Here is a 24527-nt window from a genome sequence, read left to right as displayed (position 1 = left end):
CCAGGGAATGGTTTCGGCGGAAATCGGTGCGGAAGCGTCTAAGAGATCAGGAGAACCGTCGTACCGAAACCGCCAGCGGGCATGTAAGCCCACGGAGAGGGTGCTGGATGTGCATGGTCATCATGAATTACCCCTCCTTCGGTTCGGGTTGACAATGTACGCTGTATACCCGACTTCGCAGAAAATGGCCACCCGCAGGTCCAGCAATTTCCAAAACCGCGAAGCCGCTGTGGCCGATTTGCCACTTAATAGAAGGATGCGGAAATGAACGACCGTCTCCGCATCGCCCTGTACCAGCCTGACATCGCCGGCAACACCGGCACAATCCTGCGCTTCGCCGCCTGCCTCGGGATCGGCGTCGACATCATCGAACCGACCGGCTTTCCGCTCTCCGATAAAGCGCTCAGGCGCGCCGGCATGGATTACCTCGAAATGGCTGCCCTGACCCGGCATGTCGACTGGCACGCCTTCGAGGAGTGGCGCAAGGCCCGCGCGCGCCGGCTGGTGCTGCTGTCGACCAAGGCCGCGACCCCATACACCAGCTTCAACTTCGCCACTGGCGATATCCTTTTGTTCGGCCGTGAATCCGCAGGCGTGCCGGATCCGGTCCATCAGGCGGCGGACGCGCGGCTGACGATCCCGATGCAGGCCGGCGCGCGCAGCATCAATGTGGCGCTCTCCGCCGCCATGGTGGCCGGCGAAGCCACGCGACAACTGGGCCAGAACGCCATCCGCTGAAGCGGCGGCCACGGTCCCGCCGGCGCCCGCGACACGGCCCTCGCCCGTCATTCTCACCCAGGCGCACATCGCCATCTCCTGTCGTTTGCATGTCGATGGCTTCTTCGCTACAAGCTCAACTTAACTTGAGGTCAAGCGGAAAAGTGCGAGATGGCGCCAGCAGCGGAATTAACGGTTGGCCAAGTGGCCGCGCGCAGCGGTGTCGCGGTGTCGGCGCTGCATTTCTACGAAGCTCGCGGCCTGATCCGCAGCCACCGCACGGCAGGCAACCAGCGCCGCTACGGCCGCGACGTACTAAGGCGCGTGGCCATCATCAAGATCGCGCAGGAGGTCGGCATTTCGCTGGCCGAGATAGCGACGGCGCTTCAATCCCTGCCCGAGGGCCGCACCCCGACGCGCGACGACTGGAGCCTGCTGTCGACCGCCTGGCGCGACGGGCTCGACCGCAAGATCGGTCAATTGAAGAAATTGCGCGACGGGCTGACCGACTGCATCGGCTGCGGCTGCATGTCGATCGACAAATGTCCGCTCCGCAACAAGGATGACCGGCTGGCCAGGGAAGGAACAGGGGCGAGAAGGCTGGTTCTTCCTTCTCTCGGTTCACGGAGAGAAGGTGCCTGAGCGTAGTGAAGGCGGATACAAGGGGCGACGCCTGTATTGGGTTGTCCCCGTAAACAGGGCGAGGAATTCTAATCCGCCGCCGGCAGGCGCCTTATGGTGAATTCGATCAAATCGCCCGGCCGTTCGAACCAGCTTTCGATCTCGGTCCAGTAAGCCTGCTTGGGGAAGCGCTCGAACCATTCCTTTGCCTTGAGGCGAGCGTCCGAACGCGGCAGGACGAAGGTTTCGCGCAAAAATCCGTCGCGCGGCATGCGCGCGCGTTCAGCCCGGCTTTGATCGAGCCTTTTCTTCAGGCCATCCAACGGCGGTCTTGCCGGGGTGCGCACGAAGGTCTCCTTGCTCCGATCAGATCAGACTTGACCCTTTCCCCTAAGAGATTAGGGATCGCGCCGGCAAAAGACGAGTCATTTGTAGGGGCCGGCCGCCCCGAAACCGGAGACAGCACTTGGAACGACCTGAAATACCGGTTGGCCTGCCCGCCGACATCGAAGAAAAGAAGATGAAGGCACGGCTGTGGTTCGAGGCGCTGCGAGAACGCATCTGCGGCGCCTTCGAGCAGATCGAGCAGGATCTCCAGGGCCCGCTCGCTTCATGGTCGCCGGGCCGGTTCGAAAGGACGCCGTGGGAGCGTGACTCCGGCAAGGGCGGTGGCGGAACCATGTCGATGATGCACGGCCGAGTCTTCGAGAAGGTTGGCGTCCACACCTCGACGGTTTACGGCGAATTCTCGCCCGAATTCAGGAAGCAGATGCCCGGCGCCGAGGAGGACCCGCGCTTCTGGGCATCCGGCATTTCGCTGATCGCGCACCCTTGGAACCCCAACGTTCCGGCCGTGCACATGAATACGCGCATGGTCGTCACCTCGCGCCACTGGTTCGGCGGCGGCGCCGACCTCACCCCGGTGCTCGACCGACGCCGCACACAGGACGACCCTGACACAATGGCCTTCCACCGCGCCATGCAGTTCGCCTGCGAGAAGAACGCCGGCATCGCCGACCATGCGAAATTCAAGGCCTGGTGCGACGAGTATTTCTTCCTTCCGCATCGCAACGAGCCGCGCGGCACCGGCGGCATCTTTTTCGACTGGCTGCATTCGGGCGAGGACAAAGGCGGCTGGAATGCCGATTTCAACTTCGTCCAGGATGTCGGGCGCGCTTTTCTCGTGGTCTACGGCCATCTGGTGCGGGGTAATTTTAACGAGAACTGGACCGATGGCGACCGCGACGAACAGCTCATCCGTCGCGGCCGTTACGTCGAGTTCAACCTGCTTCACGATCGCGGCACCATCTTCGGCCTGAAAACCGGCGGAAACGTCGCCTCGATCCTCTCCAGCCTGCCGCCGGAGGCTCGCTGGCCGTAAAAAGATGGTGAGCGCGCCGTGAGCCGCATTGATGTCCCATTCGCTGCGAAATGGGCACCGAATGTGGCGCGGGAGCCGTCGCAAAGTTTCTTTTTCGTCTAATAGGCATCGGAAAAGACTAGGCTATTTGTCGGGACGGGTCGGGAAGCGCCGGCGGTTCGCCTGCGCAATTCCAGGAGTGCAGAGCGGTTCTCCGTTCGGAATTGCGTCAGAACGAAGCGGATCGCGACTCGACGCAACCGGACGGCCCAGGACGATGCGGGACACCTCTGCCAAAAGGGTGCCCGCGCTTTCCAGGAGTACTTCGCAATGCGCAAGATCATTGTTTCGGCCGCAGCGGCTGCCATTCTTGCTTCCGGTTCGGTGGCATTCGCCGCCGTCAAGCACACCACCGGCACGATCAAGACCTTTGATACGGCGTCCAAAAGCCTGGTTCTCGACAATGGATCGTCTTTTACGCTTCCCCGGACCTTCAAGGATCCTGGCCTGAAGGTCGGCGAGAAGGTCAGAGTTTCATGGGACATGAGCGGCAAGGATAAGGTTGCCGAGGCAGTCAAGATCATGAAGTGATGACCTGCCCATAGGGCTGGCGTAAGAGGGCGGAGCAGCGCTGCTCCGCCTTTTTGTCGTTGACGGCAATCAATGCCACCCCATCTGTGTTATGGTTTCACCCGCTCGTGGTCCAACCAGTCTCAAGGTCGGACAACGCGCCAAGAAGATGCGGAGTCCCTGCCGCCTTTTGCAGGACGGTCGACCGGACTCCATGGAGGAAAAGGAGAAATCCCATGAAGGAATTCCACTGCGGCTCGCTCGTTCCAGGTTGTGAATGGCACACGCGCGCCGAGGAGGAAGCCGAGGTCATGCGCCGTGCCGTCGAACATATGCGCGAGACGCATGGCGAGACGATCATCCGCGAAACGATGATCGAAGCGATCCGCTCGCGCATCGAGAAGGTCCGCGACGCGGCCTGATTTGGAGCAAGTTCCGGAAATCGCGGCGATTTCCGCCCGGATTGCGTTGACTGATGCTTTATCCGGCCTTCAGGGCCTGCGCGGCGCGCTTGAGCAGCGCGTCGCGATCGGGCCCAAACCCGGCATCGACCCATTCCGCTTCGAGATTCCTGAGGATCGCGCCGAGTTTTGGCCCGGGCATCCCCCCGATCGCCGTCAGATCGGCGCCCTTGAGCGGAAACACGGGCCTTTCCCATCTCAATGCGAAGGCGAGAAGTCGGGAAAAGCCGCCTGCCTCGATGAGCGCATCGGTCTGGTCCACCGCGCGCACCCGTGCCGCTGCGAGTGACAGGCGAAGCCGGTCGACGACCCCCTGCCGGTCGCCGCGGTAGAGCGTCTTGGCCAGTTCGCCTTCGGTCGTTTTCGGCGCGATCCCCGGCGTAAGCGCCCAGTCGCGCAAACGGTTTGCTTCCGCCGTCGACAGTCTCAGCCGCTCGACCAGCGTCTTCATGCGCGCCGCATCCGGCGGCACGATCGCCTCCAGCCTGAGCAGCGGGTCCGCGGTCCAGCCCAGATCCTTCTCGGCTCTGGCCAGGCCGTGGATCGCGTCGATGCCCCATTTCTCGCTTTCCGGCAGCACGCTGGTCAAAACGCTCGCCTGCCGCATCCACAACAGCGCGCGGGACGGATCGGCCGCCGACAACAGTTTCTTGAGTTCGGACCAGACGCGCTCGGCCGAGAGCTGCACGAGCCCTCCCTTCAGCCGGGCGCAAGCCTTCAGCCCCTCGGCGTCCGGCCGGCCTTCGCCATACCAGGCGAAGAAGCGGAAAAAGCGCAGGATACGCAGATAGTCCTCGCGGATACGCGCTTCCGGATCGCCGATGAAGCGCAGCCGGCGCCCCTCTATGTCGGCGACGCCGCCGACCAGATCGACGACCGTGCCGTCGGCTTCCGCGTAGAGCGCATTGATGGTGAAGTCGCGCCGTTCGGCATCAAGCTTCCAGTCTCGCCCGAACGACACCTTGGCGCGGCGGCCGTCGGTCTCGATATCCGCGCGCAGCGTGGTGATTTCATAAGGCTTGCCGCCGGCAATCACGGTGATCGTGCCGTGCTCGATGCCGGTCGGAACCGTCTTGAACCTCGCCGCCTCGGCGCGGCGGATTGTCTCCTGCGGTAGGCAGGTGGTGGCGATGTCGATGTCGGCGACGGGCTGGCCGATCAGCGTGTTACGCACCGCGCCGCCGGCGACCCGCGCTGCCTCGCCGCCGCTCGCCAGAATGGCAAGCAGGCGCTGCAGATGCTTGTCGCCGAGCCAGTCGGCCCTGTCAGCGATCGAGACCTTCACCCATAGAGCCTTTCATAGAGCGTGCGGATGATGCCGGCGGTGACGCCCCAGATGCGCCGGTCGCCATAGGGCATATCGTAGAAGAACCATTCGAGATCGTTCCAAATGCGGCTGTCCCTGATGTGGTTGGCCGGATCCATGAGGAAGCGCAGCGGCACTTCGAAGGCCAAGTCGACCTCCTCGGCATTGAGTGTCAACTGGAAAGGCGGCCGCACGATGCCCAGCACCGGCGCGATCCTGTAACCGCTGCCCGCGACATAATCGGGCATGCGGCCGATGACCTCGATATGGTCCCGGCCAAGGCCGATTTCCTCGAAAGCCTCGCGCAGCGCCGCCGCTTCCGGACTGGCGTCGGTCGGATCGATCGTCCCGCCGGGAAAGGCCACCTGCCCGGAATGGTTGCGCAGCGTCTCGGCCCGCTTGGTCAAAAGAACCGTGGCATCGTCCTGGTGATCGACGATCGGGATCAGCACCGCCGCTTCGCGCAGCGGTTTCGCCCGGTGGAGGCGCGGATGGCCTGGATTGAAGCGATGATCGCCATAGTCGTCGCCGGCATGCGCCTGCGGCTGCGCGGCAAAGCGCGCGCGCAAATCGGCAATGGAAAAGGGCGTCGGCGTCACCTGGTCCATCATGAACTGTCCGTCACGCGCTCAGCTGCCTCAGCCTGTCGGCCGGCATGATCGGATAGGCCTGGCCTTTCGAACGAACGGCAAACATCAACCTGCCGCCGATCTCGATCTCCTCGCCATGCTCGACCAGTTCGTACATCACCGGCCGCGCCACCAGCGCCTCCAGCCGCCCGCGCACCAGCACATAAGGCTTCAGCCCGCCGGTCTCGTGCTCGTCGACGAAGCGCAGCGGCCGCTCCGGTCCGGCCTCGACGACGTCGCCGACATTGGTGCGGAACGTGATGATCTGGCCCTCGCCGCTGCCCGAGACATCCATCTCGACGGCGATGAAGGGTGCGTCGGCGACGCGGATGCCGACCTTTTCCACCGGCGTCACCAGATAGGTCCTGCCGTCCGCGTCCTTGCGCAGCACCGAGGAAAAAAGCTGTACCAGCGGCATGCGGCCGATCGGCGTGCCGAGATAGAACCAGGTGCCGTCAGCCTTGATTTCCATATCCAAATCGCCGCAGAAGTCGGGATTCCAGCGCTCCACCGGGGCCGGCCCCTTGCCGGCGCGGGCCGCACGCGAGATCAGCGCCTCGAGGCCGCGCGCCTCGGTCGCGGCCGCCAGGCTTTGCTGTCTTTGTTCGGAGCCCTCTGCCATCGTCACGAAATAGTCACTGTTGTTGCGCTTGTCAGCCTAACTCTGTGATTTAAATTTGAAGGCAGGCGCCAGACGGAGCCGAATCGCGGCATTCTGCGTCAAGCTGGTATTTCCAACCACAAGGATCGATGCTGCATGAGCGTGATGGTCAAGGAAAGCCCGATCAGCGAAAAAGACATGATCGCCGAGGCCGAGAAGGCGCTGGCCGACATTTCTAGGGTCCGCGACGGGGTCGGTCGCATCATCTTCGGCCAGGAAAGTGTCGTCGAACGCGCTCTGGTGGCGCTTCTGGCCGGCGGCCACGCGCTGCTGGTCGGCGTGCCGGGCCTCGCCAAGACCAAGCTGGTCGAGACGCTGGGCATCGTGCTCGGCCTCGATTCGCGCCGCATCCAATTCACCCCCGACCTGATGCCCTCGGACATTCTCGGCTCCGAGGTGATGGAGCAGGACGAATTCGGCAAGCGCTCCTTCCGCTTCATTTCCGGGCCGATCTTCGCGCAGTTGCTGATGGCCGACGAGATCAACCGCGCCTCGCCGCGCACCCAGTCGGCGCTGCTGCAGGCCATGCAGGAGTATCACGTCACCATTGCCGGTGCCCGCCACGACCTGCCCTCGCCTTTCCATGTGCTCGCGACGCAAAACCCGCTGGAACAGGAAGGCACCTATCCGCTGCCCGAGGCACAGCTCGACCGTTTTTTGATGCAGGTCGACATCCTCTATCCCGAACTCGAGGCCGAGCGCCGCATCCTTTTGGAAACCACTGGGGTCGAGGACGCGAAGGCACAGAATGTGCTGCAGCCGGCGCGGCTGAGGGATATCCAGACGCTGATCCGCCGCATGCCGGTGCCTGAAAGCGTGGTCGAGGCAATCCTGGCCCTGGTGCGCTCGGCGCGCCCCGGCCAGGGCAACGCCGAAACCGACAGGCATGTCGCCTGGGGCCCGGGTCCCCGCGCCAGCCAGGCACTGATGCTGTGCACGAGGGCGCGCGCGCTCTATGATGGGCGGCTGGCGCCGTCGGTCGACGATGTGCGGGCTCTGGCCGAGCCGGTGCTCCAGCACCGCATGGCGCTGACCTTCGCCGCCCGCGCCGAAGGCACCAGCGTGCGCGATGTGGTGGCCAAGCTCGTGAAAGGGATTTGATGGCGCGCATCGGCGAGCTCCAGGCTCCGGCAGCGACGCGCGACGCGCTCGCCCGCGGCCGGTTGCGGGCTTCGCTCGTGCCCGACTTGCTGGTCGAGGCGCGCCGCATCGTCAACACCGTGATCGCCGGCTGGCATGGCCGCCGCAAGCGCGGCATCGGCGAGAATTTCTGGCAGTTCCGGCCCTATGTCGAAGGCGATTCCTCGCGCATCGACTGGCGCCGCTCGGCCCGCGACGACCACACCTATGTGCGCGACCGCGAATGGGAAGCGGCCCATACGGTGTGGCTGTGGGCCGACCCCTCGCCGTCCATGCTCTACAAATCGACCGGTGCCGCCGTTTCCAAGCAATCGCGCGGCCTGGTGCTGGCGCTGGCCATGGCCGAGCTGCTGTCCCGTAGCGGTGAGCGCATCGCCTGGCCCGGCCTTACCGATCCGTTCACCGCCCGCAACGGCGCCGAGCGCATCGCCGCCCAGCTCATGCATGCCGGCGACTTGCCGGCCAAGCCCGATCTCTCCGGCATCCGCCGCTTCTGCGACATCGTCATCGCCAGTGATTTCCTCGACCCGGTCGAGGAAACCATGGCCTGGCTCGACGTGCTCGCCCGCCATGGCGTGCGCGCGCATCTGATCGAGGTCGCCGACCCGGCCGAGGAGACATTCCCCTATGCCGGCCGCACCGAATTCACCGACCCGGAGAGCGGCGAGAAGCTGACCGCCGGCCGCGCCGAGATGCTGGCCGATGAGTATCGCCTGCTCTATGGCGCCCGACGCCAGGAACTGGCCAGCTGGTGCAAGCGGCTCGGCTGGAGCTTCACCGTCAACCACACCGATCGGCTGGCTTCCGACGCCCTGGTACGCCTGCACATGGCGATGACCGATGGCGGTCAGCCCGGGCTGACCGCTGTTGGCCGCGCCGGCATGATCGCTGGTGGCGATCAGCCCAGGCCGATCGCTGGCGATCGCGGCGGCATGATCGCTAGTGGCGATCAGCCAGGAAAGGCCGTCGCATGAGCTGGCTGCCGCTTTCCTTTGGCGCGCCCATGCTGCTGTGGGGTCTTTTGGCGCTGCCGGTGATCTGGTGGCTGCTCAGGCTGACCCCGCCCAGGCCGCAGACCGAGGTGTTTCCGCCGCTGAAGATCCTGGCGCGCGTGCTGAAGCGCGAGGAAACCCCGCAGCAGAGCCCCTGGTGGCTGACGCTGCTCAGGCTGCTGATGGCGGCGCTCATCGTCGCCGCCCTTGCCGAACCGGTCTTCAATCCGCGCGAGAAACTGCCGGCCGAGGGCGCGGCCCTGGCGCTGGTCGTCGACAATGGCTGGGCAAGCGCCGCCGACTGGAACAAGCGCATCGCAACCGCCGAGCGGCTGATCGCCGACGCCGGTTCGAACGGCGTGCCGATCATCATCGCCTTCACCGCCGAAAAACCCAATGCCGAGATCGGCCCCTTCGATGCGGCCGCGGCGCTCGACCGCCTGCGCGCGGCAAAGCCCCGGCCGATCCCGACCGACCGACCGGCGGTCTACGCGCGCGTCGCAGCCGCCCTGGAGCGCCTGCCGGGCGCCAGCGTCGCCGTGCTGGCCGACGGCCTGGCGGCGAAGGGCGACGAGGCCGCCTTCAACACGCTTCTGTCCAAAAACGCTGCCCGGGTCGTGTGGGCCGTCGCCGACCGGATGCCGCTGACCGGCCTGACGGGCGCCGAGAACGAGGTCGACGGTTTTGCCCTCACCGCCATCCGGCCGCCCGGCGATGCGGCCCCGGCGCAAGTCACCGCCGGCGCCTTCGACGACAAGGGCCGCCGCATCGCCGATGCGACGCTGACTTTCGCACCCGGCCAATCCACCGCCACCGGCACCATGGCGGTGCCGTTCGAGCTGCGCAATGATTTCGCTTCGATCGCGCTCGATGGCGAGCGTCAGGCGGGCGCGGTGCGCGTGCTGGACGAAAGCTCCAAGCGCCGCCGCGTCGGACTCCTGTCGCAGGCCGAGGCCGACCAGGCGCAGCCGCTGCTGTCGCCGCTCTACTACATCAGGCGCGCGCTGCAGCCCTTCGCCGACCTGGTCGAACCTTCCAGCGCCGACCTGGCCGACGCCATTCCGCAGATCCTCGACCAGAAGCCGGCGATGATCGTCATGGCCGATATCGGTACCATTCCCGCACAGATCAGGCCAAGGCTCGTCGACTGGGTTGAAAAGGGCGGCACCCTGGTGCGTTTCGCCGGGTCGCGGCTGGCCGCCGCCGGCAATGACGACGACCTGCTGCCGGTGCGTCTGCGCACCGGCGAACGCTCGCTCGGCGGCGCATTGTCATGGACCACGCCGCAGCCGGTCACCGAATTCCCCAAGGCTGGCCCCTTCGCCGATCTGGCGCCGCCGACCGAGGTGACCGTTTCCAGGCAGGTGCTGGCCGAACCGACGCCCGATATCGTCGAGCGCACCTGGGCAGCGCTTGCCGACGGCACGCCTCTGGTCACCGGCCTGAAGAAGGGCAAGGGCACGCTCGTGCTGTTCCACGTCACGCCCGAAGCAACCTGGTCGAACCTGCCGATCTCAGGCAGCTTCGTCGAGATGCTGCGCCGCATCGTGCAGCTGTCGCGCAACCAGGGAGCCGCCATCGCCAATGCCGAAGCCGCCGCCACCTCGCTGGCGCCCTACCGCATGATAGCGGCCGACGGAATGCTGGTGCCGCCGACGCCGGATGCGCGCCCGCTGGTGCCGGGCGCCGGTACACTGCCGGTGACCTTCGAAAACCCGCCCGGCCTCTATGGCTCGGAAGCCGGCGTTTTCGCCCACAATTTGCTCGATGCGACAAGCACGCTTGCGCCGCTGGCGCGCCCGCAAATCACTGTCCCGGTCACCACAATTCAGTATGCCTTTGACGAATCGCGTAATTTGAAGGGCGCGCTGGTGGCCGCCGCGCTGGCGCTGATGGTGCTCGATACGCTGGCGGTGTTCTGGATGGGCGGCCTGTTGACGCGCAGGCCGCGCCGCGCTGCGGCCGTAACCACCATGGCGGCCATTCTGATCGGGCTCGGCGCGCTGTTCGGCCATGTCGGCCCCGCGCGCGCCGACGATGCCAAGCCTGGCGACACCGCCGCGATAGAGGACATCTCCAAGACCCGGATAGCCTATGTGCTGACTGGCGTGCCCGGCGACGATTCGATCAGTCGCGCCGGGCTCGAGGGCCTGACCCGCTTCCTCATTGAGAAGACCGCGCTCGAGCCGGGCGCGCCGGCCGGCGTCGACATCTCCAAGGACGAGCTTTCGTTCTTTCCCCTCATCTATTGGCCGATCGATCCGGCCGCAGCCATGCCCAGCCAGGCCGCGATTGCCCGTATCGATGCCTATATGCAGCAGGGCGGCACCGTGCTGTTCGACACGCGCGACCAGTTCGCCAACGGCATCGGCGCCGACTCGACCAGCCCCGCCACCGAGCGGCTGCGCGACATCCTCGGCAACCTCAACGTGCCGCCGCTGGAGCCGGTGCCGTCGGATCATGTGCTGACCAAATCCTTCTTTATCCTGCCCGAATTCCCCGGCCGCTTCGCCGGCAGCCCGCTCTGGGTCGAGGCATCGCTCGACGCCAGCAATGCCGAAAACCGGCCGGTGCGTACCGGTGACGGCGTCTCGCCGATCATGATCACCGCCAATGATTTTGCCGGCGCCTGGGCCGTCGACGAGAATGGCGACCCGCTGCTGCCGACCGTGCCCAACGACCCGATGCAGCGCATCTATGCGTTGCGCGCCGGGGTCAACATCATGATGTACATGCTGACCGGCAACTACAAATCCGACCAGGTGCACGTGCCCATATTGCTTGAACGGTTGGGCCAGTAAGATGACGCTCCTTCTTGCGCTCGCTCCCCGGATCAGCCCTCCCTGCAAGGGGGAGGGTAAGGCATGAACTGGTCGATCTCCTTCGAACCGCTGATCTCCTGGTCGCTGCTGGCCCTTGTGCTGGTGCCGCTGGCCCTGCTCGCGGCCGTCGGCCTGTGGTTTCGCCAGCGCGGCGCGGTCCTGCGCCTCGTCGCATTGCTGGCGCTCGCCGCCGCTCTCTTCAATCCGGTGTTCCTCAACGAGGAGCGCGAGCCGCAGCAAAGCGTGGTTGCCCTGATCGTCGACCGGAGCCAGAGCCAGGACATCGGTGAACGGACCAAACAGACCGACGAGGCGCTGGCCGGGCTTGAGCAGCGCCTCGGCCGCTTCAAGCAGTTCGACGTCCGCGTGGTCGAGGCCGGCAAGTCGGAAGCCGCCGAGGAACGCACGGAAACGCGGCTGTTCGGCGCGCTCGAAAACGCCTTCCGCGACGTGCCGCCCTCGCGCATCGGCGGCGCCGTCATGATCACCGATGGCGAAGTGCATGACGCACCCGCCGGCGCGCCTGATTTCAATGCCCCGCTGCACGCCTTGATCACCGGCAACGACCACGAGAAGGATCGCCGCATACGTTTCGAGAACGCGCCCCGCTTCGCCCTCGTCGGCAAGCCGCTCGATATGACCTATCGCGTCATTTCAACCAGCAACGAGACCGGGCCGGTCGATGTGCGCGTTTCGGTCAATGGCGAGCAGGTCGCGGTCGAGCATGCCACCGTCGGCCAGGCCATGCCGCTGCAGGTGACCATTCCCAGCGCCGGGCGCAACATCATCGAACTCGCCATCGATCGCGAGCCGGGCGAGCTCACCGACACCAACAACCGTGCCATCGCGCTGGTCGACGGCATTCGCGAGAACCTGCGCGTGCTGCTCGTCTCCGGCGAGCCGCATGCGGGCGAGCGCACCTGGCGCAATCTGTTGAAATCCGACGCCTCGGTCGATCTCGTCCATTTCACCATCCTGCGGCCACCGGAGAAGCAGGACGGCACGCCGATCAACGAATTGTCGCTGATCGCCTTCCCGACGCGGGAACTGTTCGTCGAGAAGATCAAGGATTTCGACCTGATCATCTTCGACCGCTACCAGCACCGCGACGTGCTGCCGATCCTCTATTACGACTACATCTCCGAATATGTCGAAAAAGGCGGCGCGCTGCTGATTGCGGCCGGACCCGAATATGCCGGTGAAAGCTCGATCGCGCGCACGCCGCTGATGTCGGCGCTGCCGGCGATGCCGACCGGCGAGGTCGTCGACAAGGCGTTCTATCCTCGCCTCACCGACATCGGCCAGCGCCATCCGGTGACGCGCGGTCTCGACGGCTCTGCCAGCGAGCCGCCGCACTGGAGCCGCTGGTTCCGCACCATCGGGGTGCAGAATCCCGAAGGCGAGGTGGTGATGAAGGGAGCCGAAAACCGGCCGCTGCTCCTGCTCGACCGCAAGGGAGAAGGTCGCGTCGGCATGCTTCTGTCCGACCAGGGCTGGCTGTGGGCGCGCGGCTTCGAAGGCGGCGGCCCGCATGTCCAGCTCTACCGCCGAATCGCCCACTGGCTGATGAAGGAGCCAGAACTCGAGGAGGAACGGCTGACCGCCGACGGGCGCGGCATGGTGCTGGAAATTCGCCGCCAGACCATGGCCGACGACCCCGGCCCGGCCCAGATCATTACGCCCTCCGGCAAGACCATCACCGTCAAGCTCGAGAAATCCGAACCCGGTGTCTTCCTGGGCAGCGCCCAGACCTCCGAGATCGGCCTTTACCAGGTCGGCAATGGCGACCTTACCGCGCTCGCCCATGTCGGGCCGGTCAACGCACCCGAATTCGCCGACGTCGTTTCCACGCAGGACCGGCTGAAGGCTCCCGCCGAAGCCACCGGCGGCAGCGTTCGCAGGCTTGCGGGATCGACCCTTGGAGGCGGCGACGTGACCTTGCCCTCGATCGTCCCCATACGGTCCTCGGGCGAAGCGTCCGGCGCCGACTGGATCGGCCTGCGCACCACCGACGACAGCGTACTCAAGGCGGTCTCGCGCGTGCCGCTGTTCGGCGGCTTCCTCGGTCTCGGCCTGCTGCTGCTGGCGATGGGTTCGATGTGGTACCGCGAAGGGCGGTAGCTTCCTTCTCCCCGTCACTATACGGGGAGAAGGACGCTGTCGCGGATGGTTTCGCCAATTATCGGCGTTGCGAAGGGAGCCAAGGCTATGAAGGAGCCCTGCTCTACTCCTCCGGCTCCGTCGTGAACATCAGCGGATAGCCCTTGGCCTTGCCGGCGTCGGTGGCCCGTGTCGCTTTTGTCTCGGCGACGTCCCTGGTGAAGACGGCGACGACGCAGACGCCGCGCCGATGCGCCGTGATCATCACCCGATGCGCCTGGTCTTCGCTGAGCTTGAACTCGCCCTTCAGCACCGTCACCACGAATTCACGCGGCGTGAAATCGTCATTGAGCAGGATGACCTTGTAGAGCTTCGGCCGCTCGGTCTTGGGTAGGGTCTGCGTACGGGGTTTTGTCGTGATTTCAGGCATGGGAACCGGCAATTGCGCGAGCCTCGGCTACGCCCCTATTTTCGCACGGGCGAAAGCGAGCGTCCAATCACAGAGCTATGTGGGAAGTGCGGCCCGCGGTTCAACGGCCCTGGCGGCCGAAGCCGCTCCGGGAGGGCAAGTTTCCGGCAGCATCCGACCGGCGTTCCATCCAGGATGCGACCGGCCAGGCGACGACGCAGATCAGCGTCACGCTGGCAAGTGCGATGAGCAGCCAGGTCTGCGCGGGCGTGATGTAATCCCAGTCGGTGGAAATCACAGGCGCGAACAGTGACGGCTCGGTGCGGCCGCTGGCCGGATCCGGCACGGGACTGGCGGTGAACAGGATCATAAGCCGGGCGGCGCCGGTGGCGACCAGGCTGCCGAACACGATCGAGCGCAGAATGGACGAAAGCCGCCTCTTCATGCGGATTGTCCTACGGCGCCGGCCTTGCAATCGGGTTAAGGCCGATCGAGACAAAGCCGCCGGCGCCGGCTTCGGCCACATCGTTCGGACCTGTCCGTTCGCTTCACTGCCGATACACGGCCTTCGGCTTTTTCGGACAGGAAGAAGGCCGCTCCAGCAAAACGCGACTGGAGCGGCCTTGTCATAAGGCAGGCAGTGTGCCCGACCTGGATTAAGCCTTCGGAGCGACCTTCTTGTCGGTCTTCTTGACAGTCTTCTTCGCCTTCTTGTGCTTCTTGGCAACGACCTTCTTCACCGGAGGCTTGGCGGTCGTGGTCGCCGGAGCGGTGGTCGTCGAGGAAGCAGCCGGAGCGGCGGTCGTGGTGGCAGCGGCGTTGCCGAGAGCCGGCATGGCGAAGGCGAGAGCAACGGCGAGACCGGTGGCGGAGAGGATGGACTTTTTCATGGCTTCATTTCCTTTTCATGCGGGTCGGGTTTCGAGTGTCACTGAACCGGGTCGTTCGGTGTCACCCCCAGCAACTTCAAAGCGTTGGCGAGCATCCGGATACCCTGTGCCTGTTTCTTGGCGGCGCAGTACCGGTTGCCCTTTCTCTGAAGTGCCTTTGCCGCGGTGACCTGCGTTGCCGTGGCATGGGTTTCGAGGGCTTCATCGAATTGGTGGCTGAGATTGGCACACCGCTCGGTCCGGGTGGTGGGCGTCACTTTTGCATCCGATTGTCCAGCAGCGGCTGTGACGAGCGAAATGCCCATCAACGCACCCAACAAACTGATCGACAACCTTGGCATCGGTTAATCCGTGAACCCGGAGACTTGCGTCGCGGCCAAATGACCTGACCGCCACGGCACCGTTATGCCGGCCTAGTTTTTCAGGAGTTTTTCCCGATTATAGAATTTTGTTTCTGGATTGTGTCTGTGCGCCCCGGCGGGAGGCCTCCAGCGCATTCGGTGTGGAGATTGCCAGATTTACCTTGCCTTGAAATCCAAGGCACTGGCCAACATATGGCCCGAATTCTATCGTGTGGGTGGCCGCCTGCCGGCTTGGCAGGTCAACGAAGACAGGATCCCCGTGAAATCCGACGCACACATACTGATCGTCGACGACGACAAGGGCATTCGCGACCTGCTGCAGGAGTTCTTCCAGAAGCGCGGCCTGCACACATCGGTTGCCGCCGACGGCACCGAGATGGAAACGATCCTGCGCCGTGCACAGGTCGATCTCATCGTGCTCGACGTCATGCTGCCCGGCAGGAGCGGGCTGGAACTGTGCCGTGACGTCCGGGCCCAGTATTCGACGCCGATCATCATGTTGACCGCCGTCACCGAGACGACAGACCGCGTGGTTGGCCTCGAGATGGGCGCCGACGACTATGTGCCCAAACCTTTCGACCCCCGCGAATTGCTGGCCCGCATACGCGCCGTGCTGCGGCGCAACGGTGCCCCCGAGCCCAAACGCGTCACATCGAAGCAGATCTACCGCTTCGCCGGCTGGACGATGGATTGTTCGCGGCGCCGGCTGACCGCGCCCGACGATGTCAGGGTCGAACTGACCATGGCGGAGTTCAATCTGTTGCAGACCTTCGTCAAGAGCGCACAGCGCGTGCTGACCCGCGACCAGCTCATCGAACTCTCCGGCGGCGATAGCGATTATTCCTTCGACCGCAGCATCGACATCCTGGTCAGCCGGCTGCGGCGCAAGATGGAAGATGACCCCAAGACGCCCAAGCTGATCCTGACGGTGCGCAGCGGCGGCTATCAGTTCCTCCCCGAAACGACTTCCGAATGAGACGTTTCCTGCCGCAGACCCTGCCTGTGTGGGTGCTGCTGATCGTCATTGCCGGCCTGTTGATCAGTCAGGTCGCGACGCTCTACATCGTGTCGCGCGACCGCGCGGCCGCCAATGACGTGGTCGATCTCTACCGCCTCAACGACCGCGCCTATTCGCTGGTGCAGCTGATGCATGCCGCCACGCCCGAGGAGCGCAAGGCGACCGCATCCGGCCTGTTCAACGCCACCTACGCTCTCACGGTTTCAGACACCCCCGCGGTCACCTCGTCGATCGCCGGCGACGATGAACTCGCCGAGCTGGAAGACATTCTCGTTGGACGGCTGTCGAAGTTCGGCGTCACCGACGCGCGCGTCCGGCGCGATCCGGCGACGCAGGAATCCGACAGCCCCGGTGGCGAGGTCATGAACAGGGACGTCGGCCAGGTGGAACGCGATCTCCTGGTGCTGGCGGCGAATTTCGCCCAGAGTGACAAGCTGACCGCCTCGCTGCGCTTCGCCGACGGCCAATGGCTGAACTTCACCGAGCCGATCACGCCGGTCGGCCCGATCCTGAGCTTCGACAGCCTGCCGCTCTATTCGCTGATTGCGGGGCTGGTGGTGATCATGTCGATCTGGTCGCTGCGCCGGCTGACCGCGCCCTACCGAATGATGGAAACCGCCGTGAACCGGATCGGCAATGACCTCAAGAGCCCGCCGATCGCCGAAAGCGGCAGCCGCGAGGTGCGCGCCGCCGCCAAGGCGATCAACGCCATGCAGGCGAGACTGCGTGAATATGTCGAGGACCGTGAGCACCTGGCCGCCGCGCTGGCGCACGACCTGCGCACGCCGATGACCAGGATGCGGCTGCGCCTGGAACTGTTGCGCAAGTCGGCGGTTCGCGAGGCGCTGGCGCACGATCTCGCCGATGTCGAAAGCATCGCCAGTTCGGTCATCGACTTCGCCACTTTCGAGGTGAACGAGGAAAAGAGCGAGCGCATCGACTTCTGGTCGCTGGTGGAATCGATCGCCGACGGCTACACCGAGGTCTCCTTCGACAATGACGATACGCGCTCGCGCGGCCTGATCTGCATGGCGCGGCCGGTCGCGCTCAAGCGCTGCATCACCAACCTTGTCCAGAATGCCGTCACCTACGGCAAGAAGGCGCATCTCTGCCTGTACCGGTCGGGCGACATGATCACGCTGGCCATACGCGACGAAGGGCCGGGCATTCCGCAAGCCCAGATCGACGCCGTGTTCGGATCTTTCGTGCGCCTGGAACAGTCCCGCAACCGCCAGACCGGCGGCCTCGGCCTCGGCCTCACCATCGCCCGCAACATCGCGCGTGCCGCCGGCGGCGAGATCCGCCTGTCCAACCATCCGGACGGCGGCCTGCTGACGGAGCTGCGTCTGCCGCTGGCGACTTGAGACGCGACTGAGGGATTACCGCCGCAGCACCGCGCTCAGCACGTCCCTGATGCCGATCGCGCCGACGAAGCGCGACTGGTCATCGAACAGCGCCACGGGCGCAGTCTGCGACCGGTGCATGGCCAGCATCACGGTCTTCAGCGACGTTCCGGGATTGGCCCAGAACACCTGGGCCGCTTCCTCGGGCTGGCCTTCGACCTCGGCGCAGGACACCCATACCGCCGGCTTGCCGTCACGCTCAGCCGCCGCCACGAGGCCATGGTCGTCGATCTTGAAGCGCGTCGTCTTGCGCCGGTCGAGCCACACCCAGCCGTCCTTGCCCTGTTCGAGATCGCGGCGGTCGCGCATCACGTTCCAGGCGGTGAGCACCGACAGCGGATTCACATTGGCGATGAAGTCGCGGACATAATCGTTAGCGGGCTTGAGCACGATGTCCTCCGCCGCGCCGGTCTGCACGATGCGTCCGCCCTCCATGATTGTGATGTGGCTGCCGATCTTCAGCGCTTCCTCGAGGTCGTGGCTGACGAAGATGATGGTCTTCTTCAGTTCGGCCTGCAGCTGCAGCAACTCGTCTTGCAGCTTGGTGCGGATCAGCGGGTCGAGCGCCGAGAACGGCTCGTCCATCAGAAGGATCGGCGCCTCGGTGGCGAAGGCGCGCGCCAACCCGACGCGCTGCTGCATGCCACCCGAAAGCTCATGCGCGTATTTCTTCGACCACTGCTCGAGATTGACCAGCTTGAGCTGCCTGTGGACGCGCTCCTTGCGCTCGGCATCCGGCACGCCGGCAAGTTCGAGGCCAAGCCCGACATTCTCTTCCACCGTCCGCCACGGCAGCAGGCCGAACTGCTGGAACACCATCGCAACCTGCTTCTGCCGCAGGCGCCGCAAGGTAGCCTCGTCGCAGGTGACGACATCGACGGTGCGGTCGCCATCCTTGACCAGAACCTGGCCGCGCGAGACGACGTTCAGGCGATTGACCGCTCTCAGCAGTGTCGACTTGCCCGAGCCGGACAGACCCATGAGGACGGAAATCTCGCCCTCATGCACGGTAAGGCTGGCGCCGGCACAACCGAGCACATTGCCGGTCTGCTCGAGGATCTCGGCGCGCGTCGCGCCCTTGTCGATGAGCGCCAGCGAACCCGCCTGGTCGGCGCCGAAGACGATATCGACGTTCCTGAAATCGACGGCGACGGTCATTTCTTGCCTCCAACGCCAATGCGGGTCATGCGGTCGAGCACGATGGCGAGCACGACAATGGCGAGCCCGGCCTCGAGGCCGAGATCGATGCGGCGCGAACCGAGCGCGCGGTTGATCTCGGTGCCGAGCCCGCCGGCGCCGATCAGCGCTGCGAACACCACCATCGACAGCGACAGCATGATCGACTGGGTCAGGCCCGCCATGATGGTGGGCAGCGCCGAGGGCAGTTCGACCTTCCACAGCAGCTGGCTCCTGGTGGCGCCGAACGCCTCGCCGGCCTCGATGATCGATTTGGGCACGGAGACGACGCCGAGATGCGTGAGCCGGACCGCGGTCGGGATGACGAAGATGATGGTGACGATGAGGCCGGGCGCGTTGCCAAGGCCGAACAGAGTCAGCACCGGGATCAGGTAGACGAAGGTCGGCAGCGTCTGCATCAGGTCGAGCACCGGCAGCATGAAGCGGTAGACCTTCGGCTTGTGCGCCGCCCAGATGCCGAGCGGCACGCCGATGGCCATCGCCATGGCGGCGGCGGCCACGACCAGCACCAGCGTCTGCACCGTCTGCTTCCACAGGTTCTGGTTGATGATGAAGATCAGGCCGAGGAAGACGCCGATGGCGAGCGGGCGCGAACGCTGCAGCAACCAGGCGAAGATGGCGATGATGAGCGCCAGCAGCACCGGCGGCACGACCAGCAGGAGGTCGACCAGGCTGTCGAGAATGAAGTTCAGGCCGTTGGAAAAGGCCCTGAAGACGGTGTCGAAATTGTCGGTGAGAAACCCGAAGAACGCCTTGCCCCATGGGCCGATGGGAATCTTGTAGCTGACCAGGAATTTGGAAATCGGATCCATCTTGCCCCCTCTCCTACCGGCATCGCTTTGCCGCGGTGTCCGCTGTCGTCACGTCATCTTCTCACAGCATATGAAAAAGGGCAGCCTTTTCCAGTGGCTGCCCTTTTGTTCTCACGCGCGCATGCCGAAGTCAGTCGGCTCAGCTTCCCAGTGCGGTCTTGATGGCCGCTGCCGCGTCGCCGCCGTCGAAGGTGGTCACGCCGGCGATCCAGGGTGTCACGGCATCCGGATTTTTCTTCAGCCAGTCGGTGGCGACGGTCTGGGCGTCGCCACCCTTGAGAATGGCGTCCATCAACTGGCCCTCCATGTCCAGGTTGAACTTGAGGTTGGCGATGAGCTTGCCGGCGTTCGGGCACTCGGTGGTGTAGCCCTTGCGCACATTGGTGTGGACGGTGGCGGCACCGAAGCCGCTGTCGCCCATGCCGTCGAGATAGGTGATCTTCATGGCGCCCATCACCGGGTGCGGCGTCCAGCCGAGGAAGGCGATCCACTCATTGTTCTTCATCGACTGCTCGGCCTGCGTCAGCATGCCGGCCTCCGAGGATTCGACCAGTTCGAAGCCTTCGAGATTGTCCTTCGGGTTCTTGATCATGTCGAGGATGATGCGGTTGCCGTCATTGCCGGCCTCGATGCCGTAGATCTTGCCGTCGAACTTGTCCTTGAACTTGCCGAGGTCGGTGAGTGTCTTGACGCCGGCATCCGCCACATAGGTCGGCACGACGATGCCGTAGCCGGCGCCGGTCAGGTTCGTGCTGATGGTCTCCACCGAACCGTCGGCCGTGTAGTCCTTGATGTCGTTGGTCATCGACGGCATCCAGTTGCCCAGGAAGACATCGAGGTCCTTGTTCTTCAGCGACGCCATCGTCACCGGCACCGACAGCTGGATTACCTGCGGCTCGTAGCCGAGCGCCGTGAGCAGCACCGAGGCGATGCCGGTCGTCGCCTGGATATCGGTCCATCCGACATCGGAAAGGCGTACCGCCTTGCAGCTAGCCGGATCCCCGGCGAAGGCAGCGCTCGTCGACAAGAAAGCCGCAAGGCCGAGGCCTGCGACGAAGGAATTCATACGCGACATGAACTTTCTCCCATTTCGATTCTTTGGCGAGGCGAAGTCACGGTTTTTGTGCCCGCCTTGTTTCGTCAGCCAAACACCATTCTCGTGCGGTTTCAAGCATTAAGGCAATCACGATCAACGGCGCTGGCTGGCCGATCAGCGACACGTCAGCCGCTTTTTCCATGCGAGCCGGCTTTTTTGGTGGAAGGCCTGCCAGGGGCCTTCCCCGGGCCCGGCCAAGTGGGCTTAAAAGGGCGCCATGGCCAAACTGTATTTCCACTACGCGACGATGAATGCGGGCAAGACGACGATGCTCCTGCAGGCGTCGTACAATTACCGCGAGCGCGGCATGACGACGATGCTGTTCGTCGCCGGCCACTACCGCAAGGGCGACACCGGCCTGATTTCGTCACGCATCGGACTGGAAACGGAAGCCGAGATGTTTCGTGACGGCGACGACCTGTTCGCCCGCGTCGCCGAACATCATCAGCACGGTGCCGTGCATTGCGTCTTCGTCGACGAGGCGCAGTTCCTCGAGGAGGAGCAGGTCTGGCAGCTCGCCCGGATCGCCGACCGGCTCGACATTCCGGTCATGTGCTATGGCCTGCGCACGGATTTCCAGGGCAAGCTGTTTTCCGGCTCGCGCGCGTTGCTGGCCATAGCCGATGAGCTGCGCGAAGTGCGCACCATCTGCCGCTGCGGCCGCAAGGCGACGATGGTGGTGCGCCTCGGCCCCGACGGCAAGGTCGCTCGGCAGGGCGAACAGGTGGCGATCGGCAAGGACGTCTATGTCTCGCTCTGCCGTCGCCATTGGGAAGAAGAAATGGGTCGCGCCGCCCCCGACGATTTCATCGGCTTTGTCGCGCCTTGACCGGGCTGTGGCATCACGGCCGCCACACTTGCCGCCATCGATCGGCTTTCGCGATCCCGCCACGATGCAGCGTTTGTTAAGGCCCCGGTCCTATTCTGCGTCCTCTCGTTCCAGCCAGAACTCGTCGGGGATAGCCATGTTTCGAGCCGCTTCGTCTGCCGCAGCCTTTCTGCTTGCCGGCGTCCTTGCCGCCCATGCCGGCGGCGATCCGGCACTGGGCAAGAGGGTCTTCAACCGATGCCTTGCCTGCCATGAAGCAGCGAGCGACCGCGACAAGGTCGGCCCGCATCTGATGGGTGTCGTCGGCCGCGCCGCCGGCAGTGCCGAGAGCTTCCTCGGCCATTACTCCGAAGCGATGAAGAGTGCAGGCGCCGCCGGTCTCGTCTGGGACGAGGCCAACCTCGCCGAGTATCTGAAGGCGCCGCGGCAAAAAGTGCCCGGCAACAAGATGGCCTTTGCCGGCCTGAGCAGCGATGACGACATCGCCAACGTCATCGCTTATCTGAAGGCCGATCCCAAGCCCTGAGCCAGGATTATTCCGTCCCGCGACGGACGCCGAGCTGCCACCGTCCTCACCGCGCTCAATGCTCTGTCGGATTTCAGGCATTCGTGGCAGCGGGGATTGAATGCCTGGCCGTCATCCGCCGACGTTGAAGTTCAACGACAGTTGAACCACGCGCATTCGAAACGATCCTTTCGCCATGATCGCCGATCGATTGCGTTTCAAGGGCGCGGGCAAGGTTTTTGTTTTCGAAGCGCCCGTGTCTTCACGTCTTTCAATCCCCTGAAGCCCCACATATATTCGCCGCTGTTCGCAATCAGCGACCTGATGCCGGAGCGGGAGGCCCTTATGGCGACATTGCAGAATTTCGATGCTGAAATTGCCAGGACCAAGCAGGTCGTCCAGGACATGCGCACCAAGATAGACCAGTCCGGCGCCGTGCTCGACAAACTTGCCACCGCCGACAAGAAGATCGGCGACGCCAATTTCGACATCGAGAACGCCCGCATCGAAGACGTGCTGAAGCAGCAGAAGGTGATGGAAGGCAACATCGCCGACCTGATCATCGGGCTGGAGGACGCCACCAACGTTTTCGGCGCCGAGTTCGAGAGCATGAAGAACTACACCGGCTGGGAAAACTTCATCGGCATCTTCTCCAGCCAGCGCAAGCAGCGTCTGCGCACCGACCGCGTCCGCAACATGTCACTGGCGGGCAACCTGCAGGAACTGCTGGCCAAGTCCGACACCATCGTCGGCATATTGAAGGCGCAGAAAGAAGTCCTCGACCAGCGCTACAAAACCTCCGAGACCAGCCTGTCGCAGGTTATCGAGCGCCGCAAGGCCACCATGTCCAACCTGGAAACCGTGCAGAAGCGCATCGAGGAGCTCAATCCGATGCTGCTCGACATCGAAAACAAGATCGCGGCCTCCACCAGCCAGAAGGAACGCACGCAGCTCGAAGGCGAACGTTCCAAGCTCGCCACGGAATACAATGAGAAGCAGGCCAAGGAACAGGAGTTGCTGGCCGAGAGCCAGACGCTGGAGCGCTACACCTCGATGTTCCAGACCTTCGTCGATTCGCTCAACAACCAGATCGCCGCACAGTCGACCCTGATCAACAAGCTGACCATCGACACCGAGCAGCGCATCGTCCTCTACAAGGCACTGGAGGATTCGCTGAAGACCGCCGCCCAGCAGGATGTGGCCCACAAGATCAACACGCTGGGCAGCCAGGTCGACAACACCGCCGAGGAGACCATGGCCGGCATCGGCGCCGCCTCGCAGAAGCACATTGGCGACCTGCTCGAGATGCACGAGAAGAATATGGTTGCCACCGCCGACATCCAGCGCCGCAAGAAGCTGGCCGACGACGCCTTCGCCCGCCGTTTCGACGAAGTGCTGAAGAAGCACAATTCGGCCAATTACGTGCAGTCGTAATTGCCGCCCGCACCGGTGCGACAATGCCATGGCCAATAGCATGACCTCCGAAAACGACGCGGCGGCGCGGTATTTCTCGGCAATCACGGCAGCGCTCAGCGGGCTGGAAGTGTTCATGCGCGACGATCGCTCGCCGCTCTACCGGCACGGCATCGTCGCCAAGATCGTCGCGGAATACATCGCCCGGCTCGACAAGTCGTTCTCCTGCTGGCGCAACCGGCTGGGCTTCATGGACACGTTCCGCATTTCGCGCGCCGAAAGCGGATTCCCGGTGTTCCAGAACCTGCTTGAGCTCGAAAACGACCGCCGCCAGGCTGACACGCGGCTCGCCAACATCCCGCTGGCCGACGAATTGCGCGAGGAGATGGCCGACTTCATCCTGCGCCACAAGGAATTCCCCCAAGCGCTGCAGAAGTCGATGGCCGAGAGGCTTTATCTCGAGGACGTCAAGAGCGAGCAGACCTTCGGCCCCTTCACCTTGGCGCAGACGGCCAAGGTTTCCGTCAATCCGAAGACGGCGCGGCCCTACTACCTCGTCCATTGGGCGACCTTCGACGGCAGCGCCAACCTGCCGCTGGTCTACATGGTGACGGTGGAAGATTCCTCCGAAGACATGATCCGCCAGCTCGTCGACCGCAATGGCAAGCTCAACGACCAGATCGACATTCCATTGCCAGTCGATGGCCTGCTCAATCCCGAGCTTGCCCATCGCTTCGACGATTTCACCGAGAAGAACTCGGCCTATACGCTGTCGCCGGCAACGATCGCCGTCAACCTCGACAAGGATTTCGAGCCGCTGCACCCCAAGCAGCTTCGGCGCGTCGTGCTCGGCCCCTTCTATTCGGCCGGGATCACCGACAACAATTCTACGGTGACCGAGGTTCTGGCCAAGGTGCGCAAGCCGGAGAACGCCTGGCTGCTGACCTGGACCATCCAGGAGGTTTACTCCAAGGGCGAAAAACCCGGCCGCAGGGGGCTGTTTTCAAGCGAGAAGACGACGCAGGAGTTCTTCATCAACACCGACGACCTCGAGGCCGCGCGCCAGGGCGTGTCGAGCTACGAGAACCACGCATTGATCCCGCACGAGGCCTACCAGGCGCTCTATGCCGCCGGCGAAGCGCAGAAGATCTTTTCCGGCTACAAGGTTCACATCCTGTCGAATGGGCAGGTCATCTCGGACGTCTGACCGTCAC

27 protein-coding genes are annotated in these 24527 nt (G+C 64.3%); 15 read left to right on the top strand and 12 right to left on the bottom strand.

Annotated features, from left to right (window positions below):
• Positions 1-264 precede the first annotated feature (264 nt).
• Together FJ942_RS05920 and soxR are read left to right on the top strand one after the other, a co-directional pair.
• Complete coding sequence (locus tag FJ942_RS05920) at positions 265-738, top strand: tRNA (cytidine(34)-2'-O)-methyltransferase (RefSeq protein ID WP_140516924.1); 474 nt, start codon at positions 265-267, stop codon at positions 736-738.
• Positions 739-888: 150 nt separating this feature from the next.
• A complete protein-coding gene (gene soxR, locus FJ942_RS05915) occupies positions 889-1359 on the top strand; it encodes a redox-sensitive transcriptional activator SoxR (protein ID WP_140567091.1) in 471 nt (156 codons plus the stop codon).
• Positions 1360-1427: 68 nt separating this feature from the next.
• On the opposite strand, the gene FJ942_RS05910 is transcribed toward soxR, so the two are convergent.
• Complete coding sequence (locus FJ942_RS05910) at positions 1428-1685, bottom strand: hypothetical protein (RefSeq protein WP_023770299.1); 258 nt, start codon at positions 1683-1685, stop codon at positions 1428-1430.
• Between the two features lie 119 nt (positions 1686-1804).
• On the opposite strand from FJ942_RS05910, the gene hemF reads away from it, so the two are divergent.
• From hemF to FJ942_RS05895, 3 genes are all read left to right on the top strand, one after another.
• Positions 1805-2719, top strand: coding sequence for an oxygen-dependent coproporphyrinogen oxidase (hemF, locus tag FJ942_RS05905; RefSeq protein ID WP_140556107.1), 915 nt, complete (start codon positions 1805-1807; stop codon positions 2717-2719).
• A 309-nt stretch (positions 2720-3028) separates the two neighbouring features.
• The gene (locus tag FJ942_RS05900) at positions 3029-3289 is read left to right on the top strand and encodes a DUF1344 domain-containing protein (protein ID WP_140567094.1); all 261 of its coding nucleotides are present in this window, start codon (positions 3029-3031) and stop codon (positions 3287-3289) included.
• Between the two features lie 215 nt (positions 3290-3504).
• Entirely contained in the window at positions 3505-3690 is a 186-nt protein-coding gene (locus FJ942_RS05895; protein WP_140496047.1) for a DUF1059 domain-containing protein, read from the top strand.
• A gap of 58 nt (positions 3691-3748) precedes the next feature.
• Here FJ942_RS05895 and FJ942_RS05890 read toward each other — a convergent pair whose 3' ends face one another.
• The 3 genes from FJ942_RS05890 to FJ942_RS05880 are packed head-to-tail and all read right to left on the bottom strand — an operon-like array spanning position 3749 to position 6286.
• Entirely contained in the window at positions 3749-5014 is a 1266-nt protein-coding gene (locus FJ942_RS05890; protein ID WP_140567097.1) for a CCA tRNA nucleotidyltransferase, read from the bottom strand.
• Positions 5011-5643 carry a CoA pyrophosphatase gene (locus FJ942_RS05885; RefSeq protein WP_140524963.1) on the bottom strand — a complete coding sequence of 211 codons (633 nt, stop codon included), beginning with the start codon at positions 5641-5643 and terminating at the stop codon, positions 5011-5013. The genes FJ942_RS05890 and FJ942_RS05885 overlap by 4 nt, the downstream gene beginning before the upstream one ends.
• Positions 5644-5656: 13 nt before the next feature.
• The gene (locus tag FJ942_RS05880) at positions 5657-6286 is read right to left on the bottom strand and encodes a DUF1285 domain-containing protein (RefSeq protein ID WP_140517010.1); all 630 of its coding nucleotides are present in this window, start codon (positions 6284-6286) and stop codon (positions 5657-5659) included.
• A 135-nt stretch (positions 6287-6421) separates the two neighbouring features.
• Between FJ942_RS05880 and FJ942_RS05875 the strand changes: the two genes are divergently transcribed.
• The 4 genes from FJ942_RS05875 to FJ942_RS05860 all read left to right on the top strand — a co-directional run bounded on the left by FJ942_RS05875 (position 6422) and on the right by FJ942_RS05860 (position 13400).
• Entirely contained in the window at positions 6422-7426 is a 1005-nt protein-coding gene (locus tag FJ942_RS05875; RefSeq protein ID WP_140496049.1) for a MoxR family ATPase, read from the top strand.
• Complete coding sequence (locus FJ942_RS05870; protein ID WP_140524921.1) at positions 7426-8439, top strand: DUF58 domain-containing protein; 1014 nt, start codon at positions 7426-7428, stop codon at positions 8437-8439. Before FJ942_RS05875 ends, FJ942_RS05870 begins: the two co-directional genes overlap by 1 nt.
• Positions 8436-11258 (top strand): DUF4159 domain-containing protein, encoded by a 2823-nt coding sequence (locus FJ942_RS05865; RefSeq protein ID WP_140728540.1) that lies wholly within the window; start codon positions 8436-8438, stop codon positions 11256-11258. The genes FJ942_RS05870 and FJ942_RS05865 overlap by 4 nt, the downstream gene beginning before the upstream one ends.
• 63 nt (positions 11259-11321) lie before the next feature.
• The gene (locus FJ942_RS05860) at positions 11322-13400 is read left to right on the top strand and encodes a hypothetical protein (protein WP_140897340.1); all 2079 of its coding nucleotides are present in this window, start codon (positions 11322-11324) and stop codon (positions 13398-13400) included.
• 103 nt (positions 13401-13503) lie between these two features.
• On the opposite strand, the gene clpS is transcribed toward FJ942_RS05860, so the two are convergent.
• The 4 genes from clpS to FJ942_RS05840 all read right to left on the bottom strand — a co-directional run bounded on the left by clpS (position 13504) and on the right by FJ942_RS05840 (position 15019).
• Positions 13504-13809, bottom strand: coding sequence for an ATP-dependent Clp protease adapter ClpS (clpS, locus tag FJ942_RS05855; RefSeq protein ID WP_140897339.1), 306 nt, complete (start codon positions 13807-13809; stop codon positions 13504-13506).
• 100 nt (positions 13810-13909) lie between these two features.
• A complete protein-coding gene (locus FJ942_RS05850; protein WP_140496054.1) occupies positions 13910-14233 on the bottom strand; it encodes a hypothetical protein in 324 nt (107 codons plus the stop codon).
• 211 nt (positions 14234-14444) lie between these two features.
• Positions 14445-14678, bottom strand: a complete 234-nt coding sequence (locus FJ942_RS05845) for a hypothetical protein (RefSeq protein WP_140496055.1) — start codon at positions 14676-14678, stop codon at positions 14445-14447.
• A 38-nt stretch (positions 14679-14716) separates the two neighbouring features.
• Positions 14717-15019 carry a hypothetical protein gene (locus tag FJ942_RS05840; protein WP_140556114.1) on the bottom strand — a complete coding sequence of 101 codons (303 nt, stop codon included), beginning with the start codon at positions 15017-15019 and terminating at the stop codon, positions 14717-14719.
• A 280-nt stretch (positions 15020-15299) separates the two neighbouring features.
• Here FJ942_RS05840 and FJ942_RS05835 point away from each other — a divergent pair, with 280 nt between their 5' ends.
• Positions 15300-16016, top strand: a complete 717-nt coding sequence (locus tag FJ942_RS05835) for a response regulator transcription factor (protein WP_140496057.1) — start codon at positions 15300-15302, stop codon at positions 16014-16016.
• A complete protein-coding gene (locus FJ942_RS05830) occupies positions 16013-17422 on the top strand; it encodes an ATP-binding protein (protein ID WP_140567108.1) in 1410 nt (469 codons plus the stop codon). The genes FJ942_RS05835 and FJ942_RS05830 overlap by 4 nt, the downstream gene beginning before the upstream one ends.
• Positions 17423-17437: 15 nt before the next feature.
• On the opposite strand, the gene choV is transcribed toward FJ942_RS05830, so the two are convergent.
• The 4 genes from choV to FJ942_RS29000 form a co-directional block, all read right to left on the bottom strand.
• Positions 17438-18619, bottom strand: coding sequence for a choline ABC transporter ATP-binding protein (gene choV, locus FJ942_RS05825; protein WP_140496059.1), 1182 nt, complete (start codon positions 18617-18619; stop codon positions 17438-17440).
• Positions 18616-19470 carry a choline ABC transporter permease subunit gene (gene choW, locus FJ942_RS05820; protein ID WP_140897338.1) on the bottom strand — a complete coding sequence of 285 codons (855 nt, stop codon included), beginning with the start codon at positions 19468-19470 and terminating at the stop codon, positions 18616-18618. Before choW ends, choV begins: the two co-directional genes overlap by 4 nt.
• Positions 19471-19609: 139 nt before the next feature.
• Positions 19610-20545 carry a choline ABC transporter substrate-binding protein gene (locus tag FJ942_RS05815; RefSeq protein ID WP_140496061.1) on the bottom strand — a complete coding sequence of 312 codons (936 nt, stop codon included), beginning with the start codon at positions 20543-20545 and terminating at the stop codon, positions 19610-19612.
• A 37-nt stretch (positions 20546-20582) separates the two neighbouring features.
• Positions 20583-20708 carry a hypothetical protein gene (locus FJ942_RS29000; RefSeq protein WP_263483040.1) on the bottom strand — a complete coding sequence of 42 codons (126 nt, stop codon included), beginning with the start codon at positions 20706-20708 and terminating at the stop codon, positions 20583-20585.
• A 75-nt stretch (positions 20709-20783) separates the two neighbouring features.
• Between FJ942_RS29000 and FJ942_RS05810 the strand changes: the two genes are divergently transcribed.
• The 4 genes from FJ942_RS05810 to FJ942_RS05795 all read left to right on the top strand — a co-directional run bounded on the left by FJ942_RS05810 (position 20784) and on the right by FJ942_RS05795 (position 24520).
• Positions 20784-21395 carry a thymidine kinase gene (locus tag FJ942_RS05810; RefSeq protein WP_140516940.1) on the top strand — a complete coding sequence of 204 codons (612 nt, stop codon included), beginning with the start codon at positions 20784-20786 and terminating at the stop codon, positions 21393-21395.
• Positions 21396-21531: 136 nt separating this feature from the next.
• Positions 21532-21921 (top strand): cytochrome c family protein, encoded by a 390-nt coding sequence (locus FJ942_RS05805; protein WP_140567119.1) that lies wholly within the window; start codon positions 21532-21534, stop codon positions 21919-21921.
• A gap of 324 nt (positions 21922-22245) precedes the next feature.
• Complete coding sequence (locus tag FJ942_RS05800; RefSeq protein WP_140496064.1) at positions 22246-23334, top strand: hypothetical protein; 1089 nt, start codon at positions 22246-22248, stop codon at positions 23332-23334.
• A gap of 40 nt (positions 23335-23374) precedes the next feature.
• The gene (locus FJ942_RS05795) at positions 23375-24520 is read left to right on the top strand and encodes a hypothetical protein (RefSeq protein ID WP_140496065.1); all 1146 of its coding nucleotides are present in this window, start codon (positions 23375-23377) and stop codon (positions 24518-24520) included.
• The last annotated feature ends 7 nt before the right edge of the window (positions 24521-24527 follow it).

The sequence above is a fragment of the Mesorhizobium sp. B2-4-2 genome, assembly GCF_006442845.1.
Taxonomy (GTDB): Bacteria; Pseudomonadota; Alphaproteobacteria; order Rhizobiales; family Rhizobiaceae; genus Mesorhizobium.
This window is presented reverse-complemented; position numbering and strand designations above follow the sequence as displayed.

What these genes read in the sequence shown, in the direction of transcription:
- FJ942_RS05920 (WP_140516924.1), top strand. Translation starts at nt 265, where the DNA reads ATGAACGACCGTCTCCGCATCGCCCTGTACCAGCCTGACATCGCCGGC.
- soxR (WP_140567091.1), top strand. Translation starts at nt 889, where the DNA reads ATGGCGCCAGCAGCGGAATTAACGGTTGGCCAAGTGGCCGCGCGCAGC.
- FJ942_RS05900 (WP_140567094.1), top strand. Translation starts at nt 3,029, where the DNA reads ATGCGCAAGATCATTGTTTCGGCCGCAGCGGCTGCCATTCTTGCTTCC.
- FJ942_RS05895 (WP_140496047.1), top strand. Translation starts at nt 3,505, where the DNA reads ATGAAGGAATTCCACTGCGGCTCGCTCGTTCCAGGTTGTGAATGGCAC.
- FJ942_RS05885 (WP_140524963.1), bottom strand. Translation starts at nt 5,643, where the DNA reads ATGGACCAGGTGACGCCGACGCCCTTTTCCATTGCCGATTTGCGCGCG.
- FJ942_RS05880 (WP_140517010.1), bottom strand. Translation starts at nt 6,286, where the DNA reads ATGGCAGAGGGCTCCGAACAAAGACAGCAAAGCCTGGCGGCCGCGACC.
- FJ942_RS05875 (WP_140496049.1), top strand. Translation starts at nt 6,422, where the DNA reads ATGAGCGTGATGGTCAAGGAAAGCCCGATCAGCGAAAAAGACATGATC.
- FJ942_RS05870 (WP_140524921.1), top strand. Translation starts at nt 7,426, where the DNA reads ATGGCGCGCATCGGCGAGCTCCAGGCTCCGGCAGCGACGCGCGACGCG.
- FJ942_RS05865 (WP_140728540.1), top strand. Translation starts at nt 8,436, where the DNA reads ATGAGCTGGCTGCCGCTTTCCTTTGGCGCGCCCATGCTGCTGTGGGGT.
- FJ942_RS05860 (WP_140897340.1), top strand. Translation starts at nt 11,322, where the DNA reads ATGAACTGGTCGATCTCCTTCGAACCGCTGATCTCCTGGTCGCTGCTG.
- clpS (WP_140897339.1), bottom strand. Translation starts at nt 13,809, where the DNA reads ATGCCTGAAATCACGACAAAACCCCGTACGCAGACCCTACCCAAGACC.
- FJ942_RS05850 (WP_140496054.1), bottom strand. Translation starts at nt 14,233, where the DNA reads ATGAAGAGGCGGCTTTCGTCCATTCTGCGCTCGATCGTGTTCGGCAGC.
- FJ942_RS05845 (WP_140496055.1), bottom strand. Translation starts at nt 14,678, where the DNA reads ATGAAAAAGTCCATCCTCTCCGCCACCGGTCTCGCCGTTGCTCTCGCC.
- FJ942_RS05840 (WP_140556114.1), bottom strand. Translation starts at nt 15,019, where the DNA reads ATGCCAAGGTTGTCGATCAGTTTGTTGGGTGCGTTGATGGGCATTTCG.
- FJ942_RS05830 (WP_140567108.1), top strand. Translation starts at nt 16,013, where the DNA reads ATGAGACGTTTCCTGCCGCAGACCCTGCCTGTGTGGGTGCTGCTGATC.
- choV (WP_140496059.1), bottom strand. Translation starts at nt 18,619, where the DNA reads ATGACCGTCGCCGTCGATTTCAGGAACGTCGATATCGTCTTCGGCGCC.
- choW (WP_140897338.1), bottom strand. Translation starts at nt 19,470, where the DNA reads ATGGATCCGATTTCCAAATTCCTGGTCAGCTACAAGATTCCCATCGGC.
- FJ942_RS05815 (WP_140496061.1), bottom strand. Translation starts at nt 20,545, where the DNA reads ATGTCGCGTATGAATTCCTTCGTCGCAGGCCTCGGCCTTGCGGCTTTC.
- FJ942_RS29000 (WP_263483040.1), bottom strand. Translation starts at nt 20,708, where the DNA reads ATGGAAAAAGCGGCTGACGTGTCGCTGATCGGCCAGCCAGCGCCGTTG.
- FJ942_RS05810 (WP_140516940.1), top strand. Translation starts at nt 20,784, where the DNA reads ATGGCCAAACTGTATTTCCACTACGCGACGATGAATGCGGGCAAGACG.
- FJ942_RS05805 (WP_140567119.1), top strand. Translation starts at nt 21,532, where the DNA reads ATGTTTCGAGCCGCTTCGTCTGCCGCAGCCTTTCTGCTTGCCGGCGTC.
- FJ942_RS05800 (WP_140496064.1), top strand. Translation starts at nt 22,246, where the DNA reads ATGGCGACATTGCAGAATTTCGATGCTGAAATTGCCAGGACCAAGCAG.
- FJ942_RS05795 (WP_140496065.1), top strand. Translation starts at nt 23,375, where the DNA reads ATGACCTCCGAAAACGACGCGGCGGCGCGGTATTTCTCGGCAATCACG.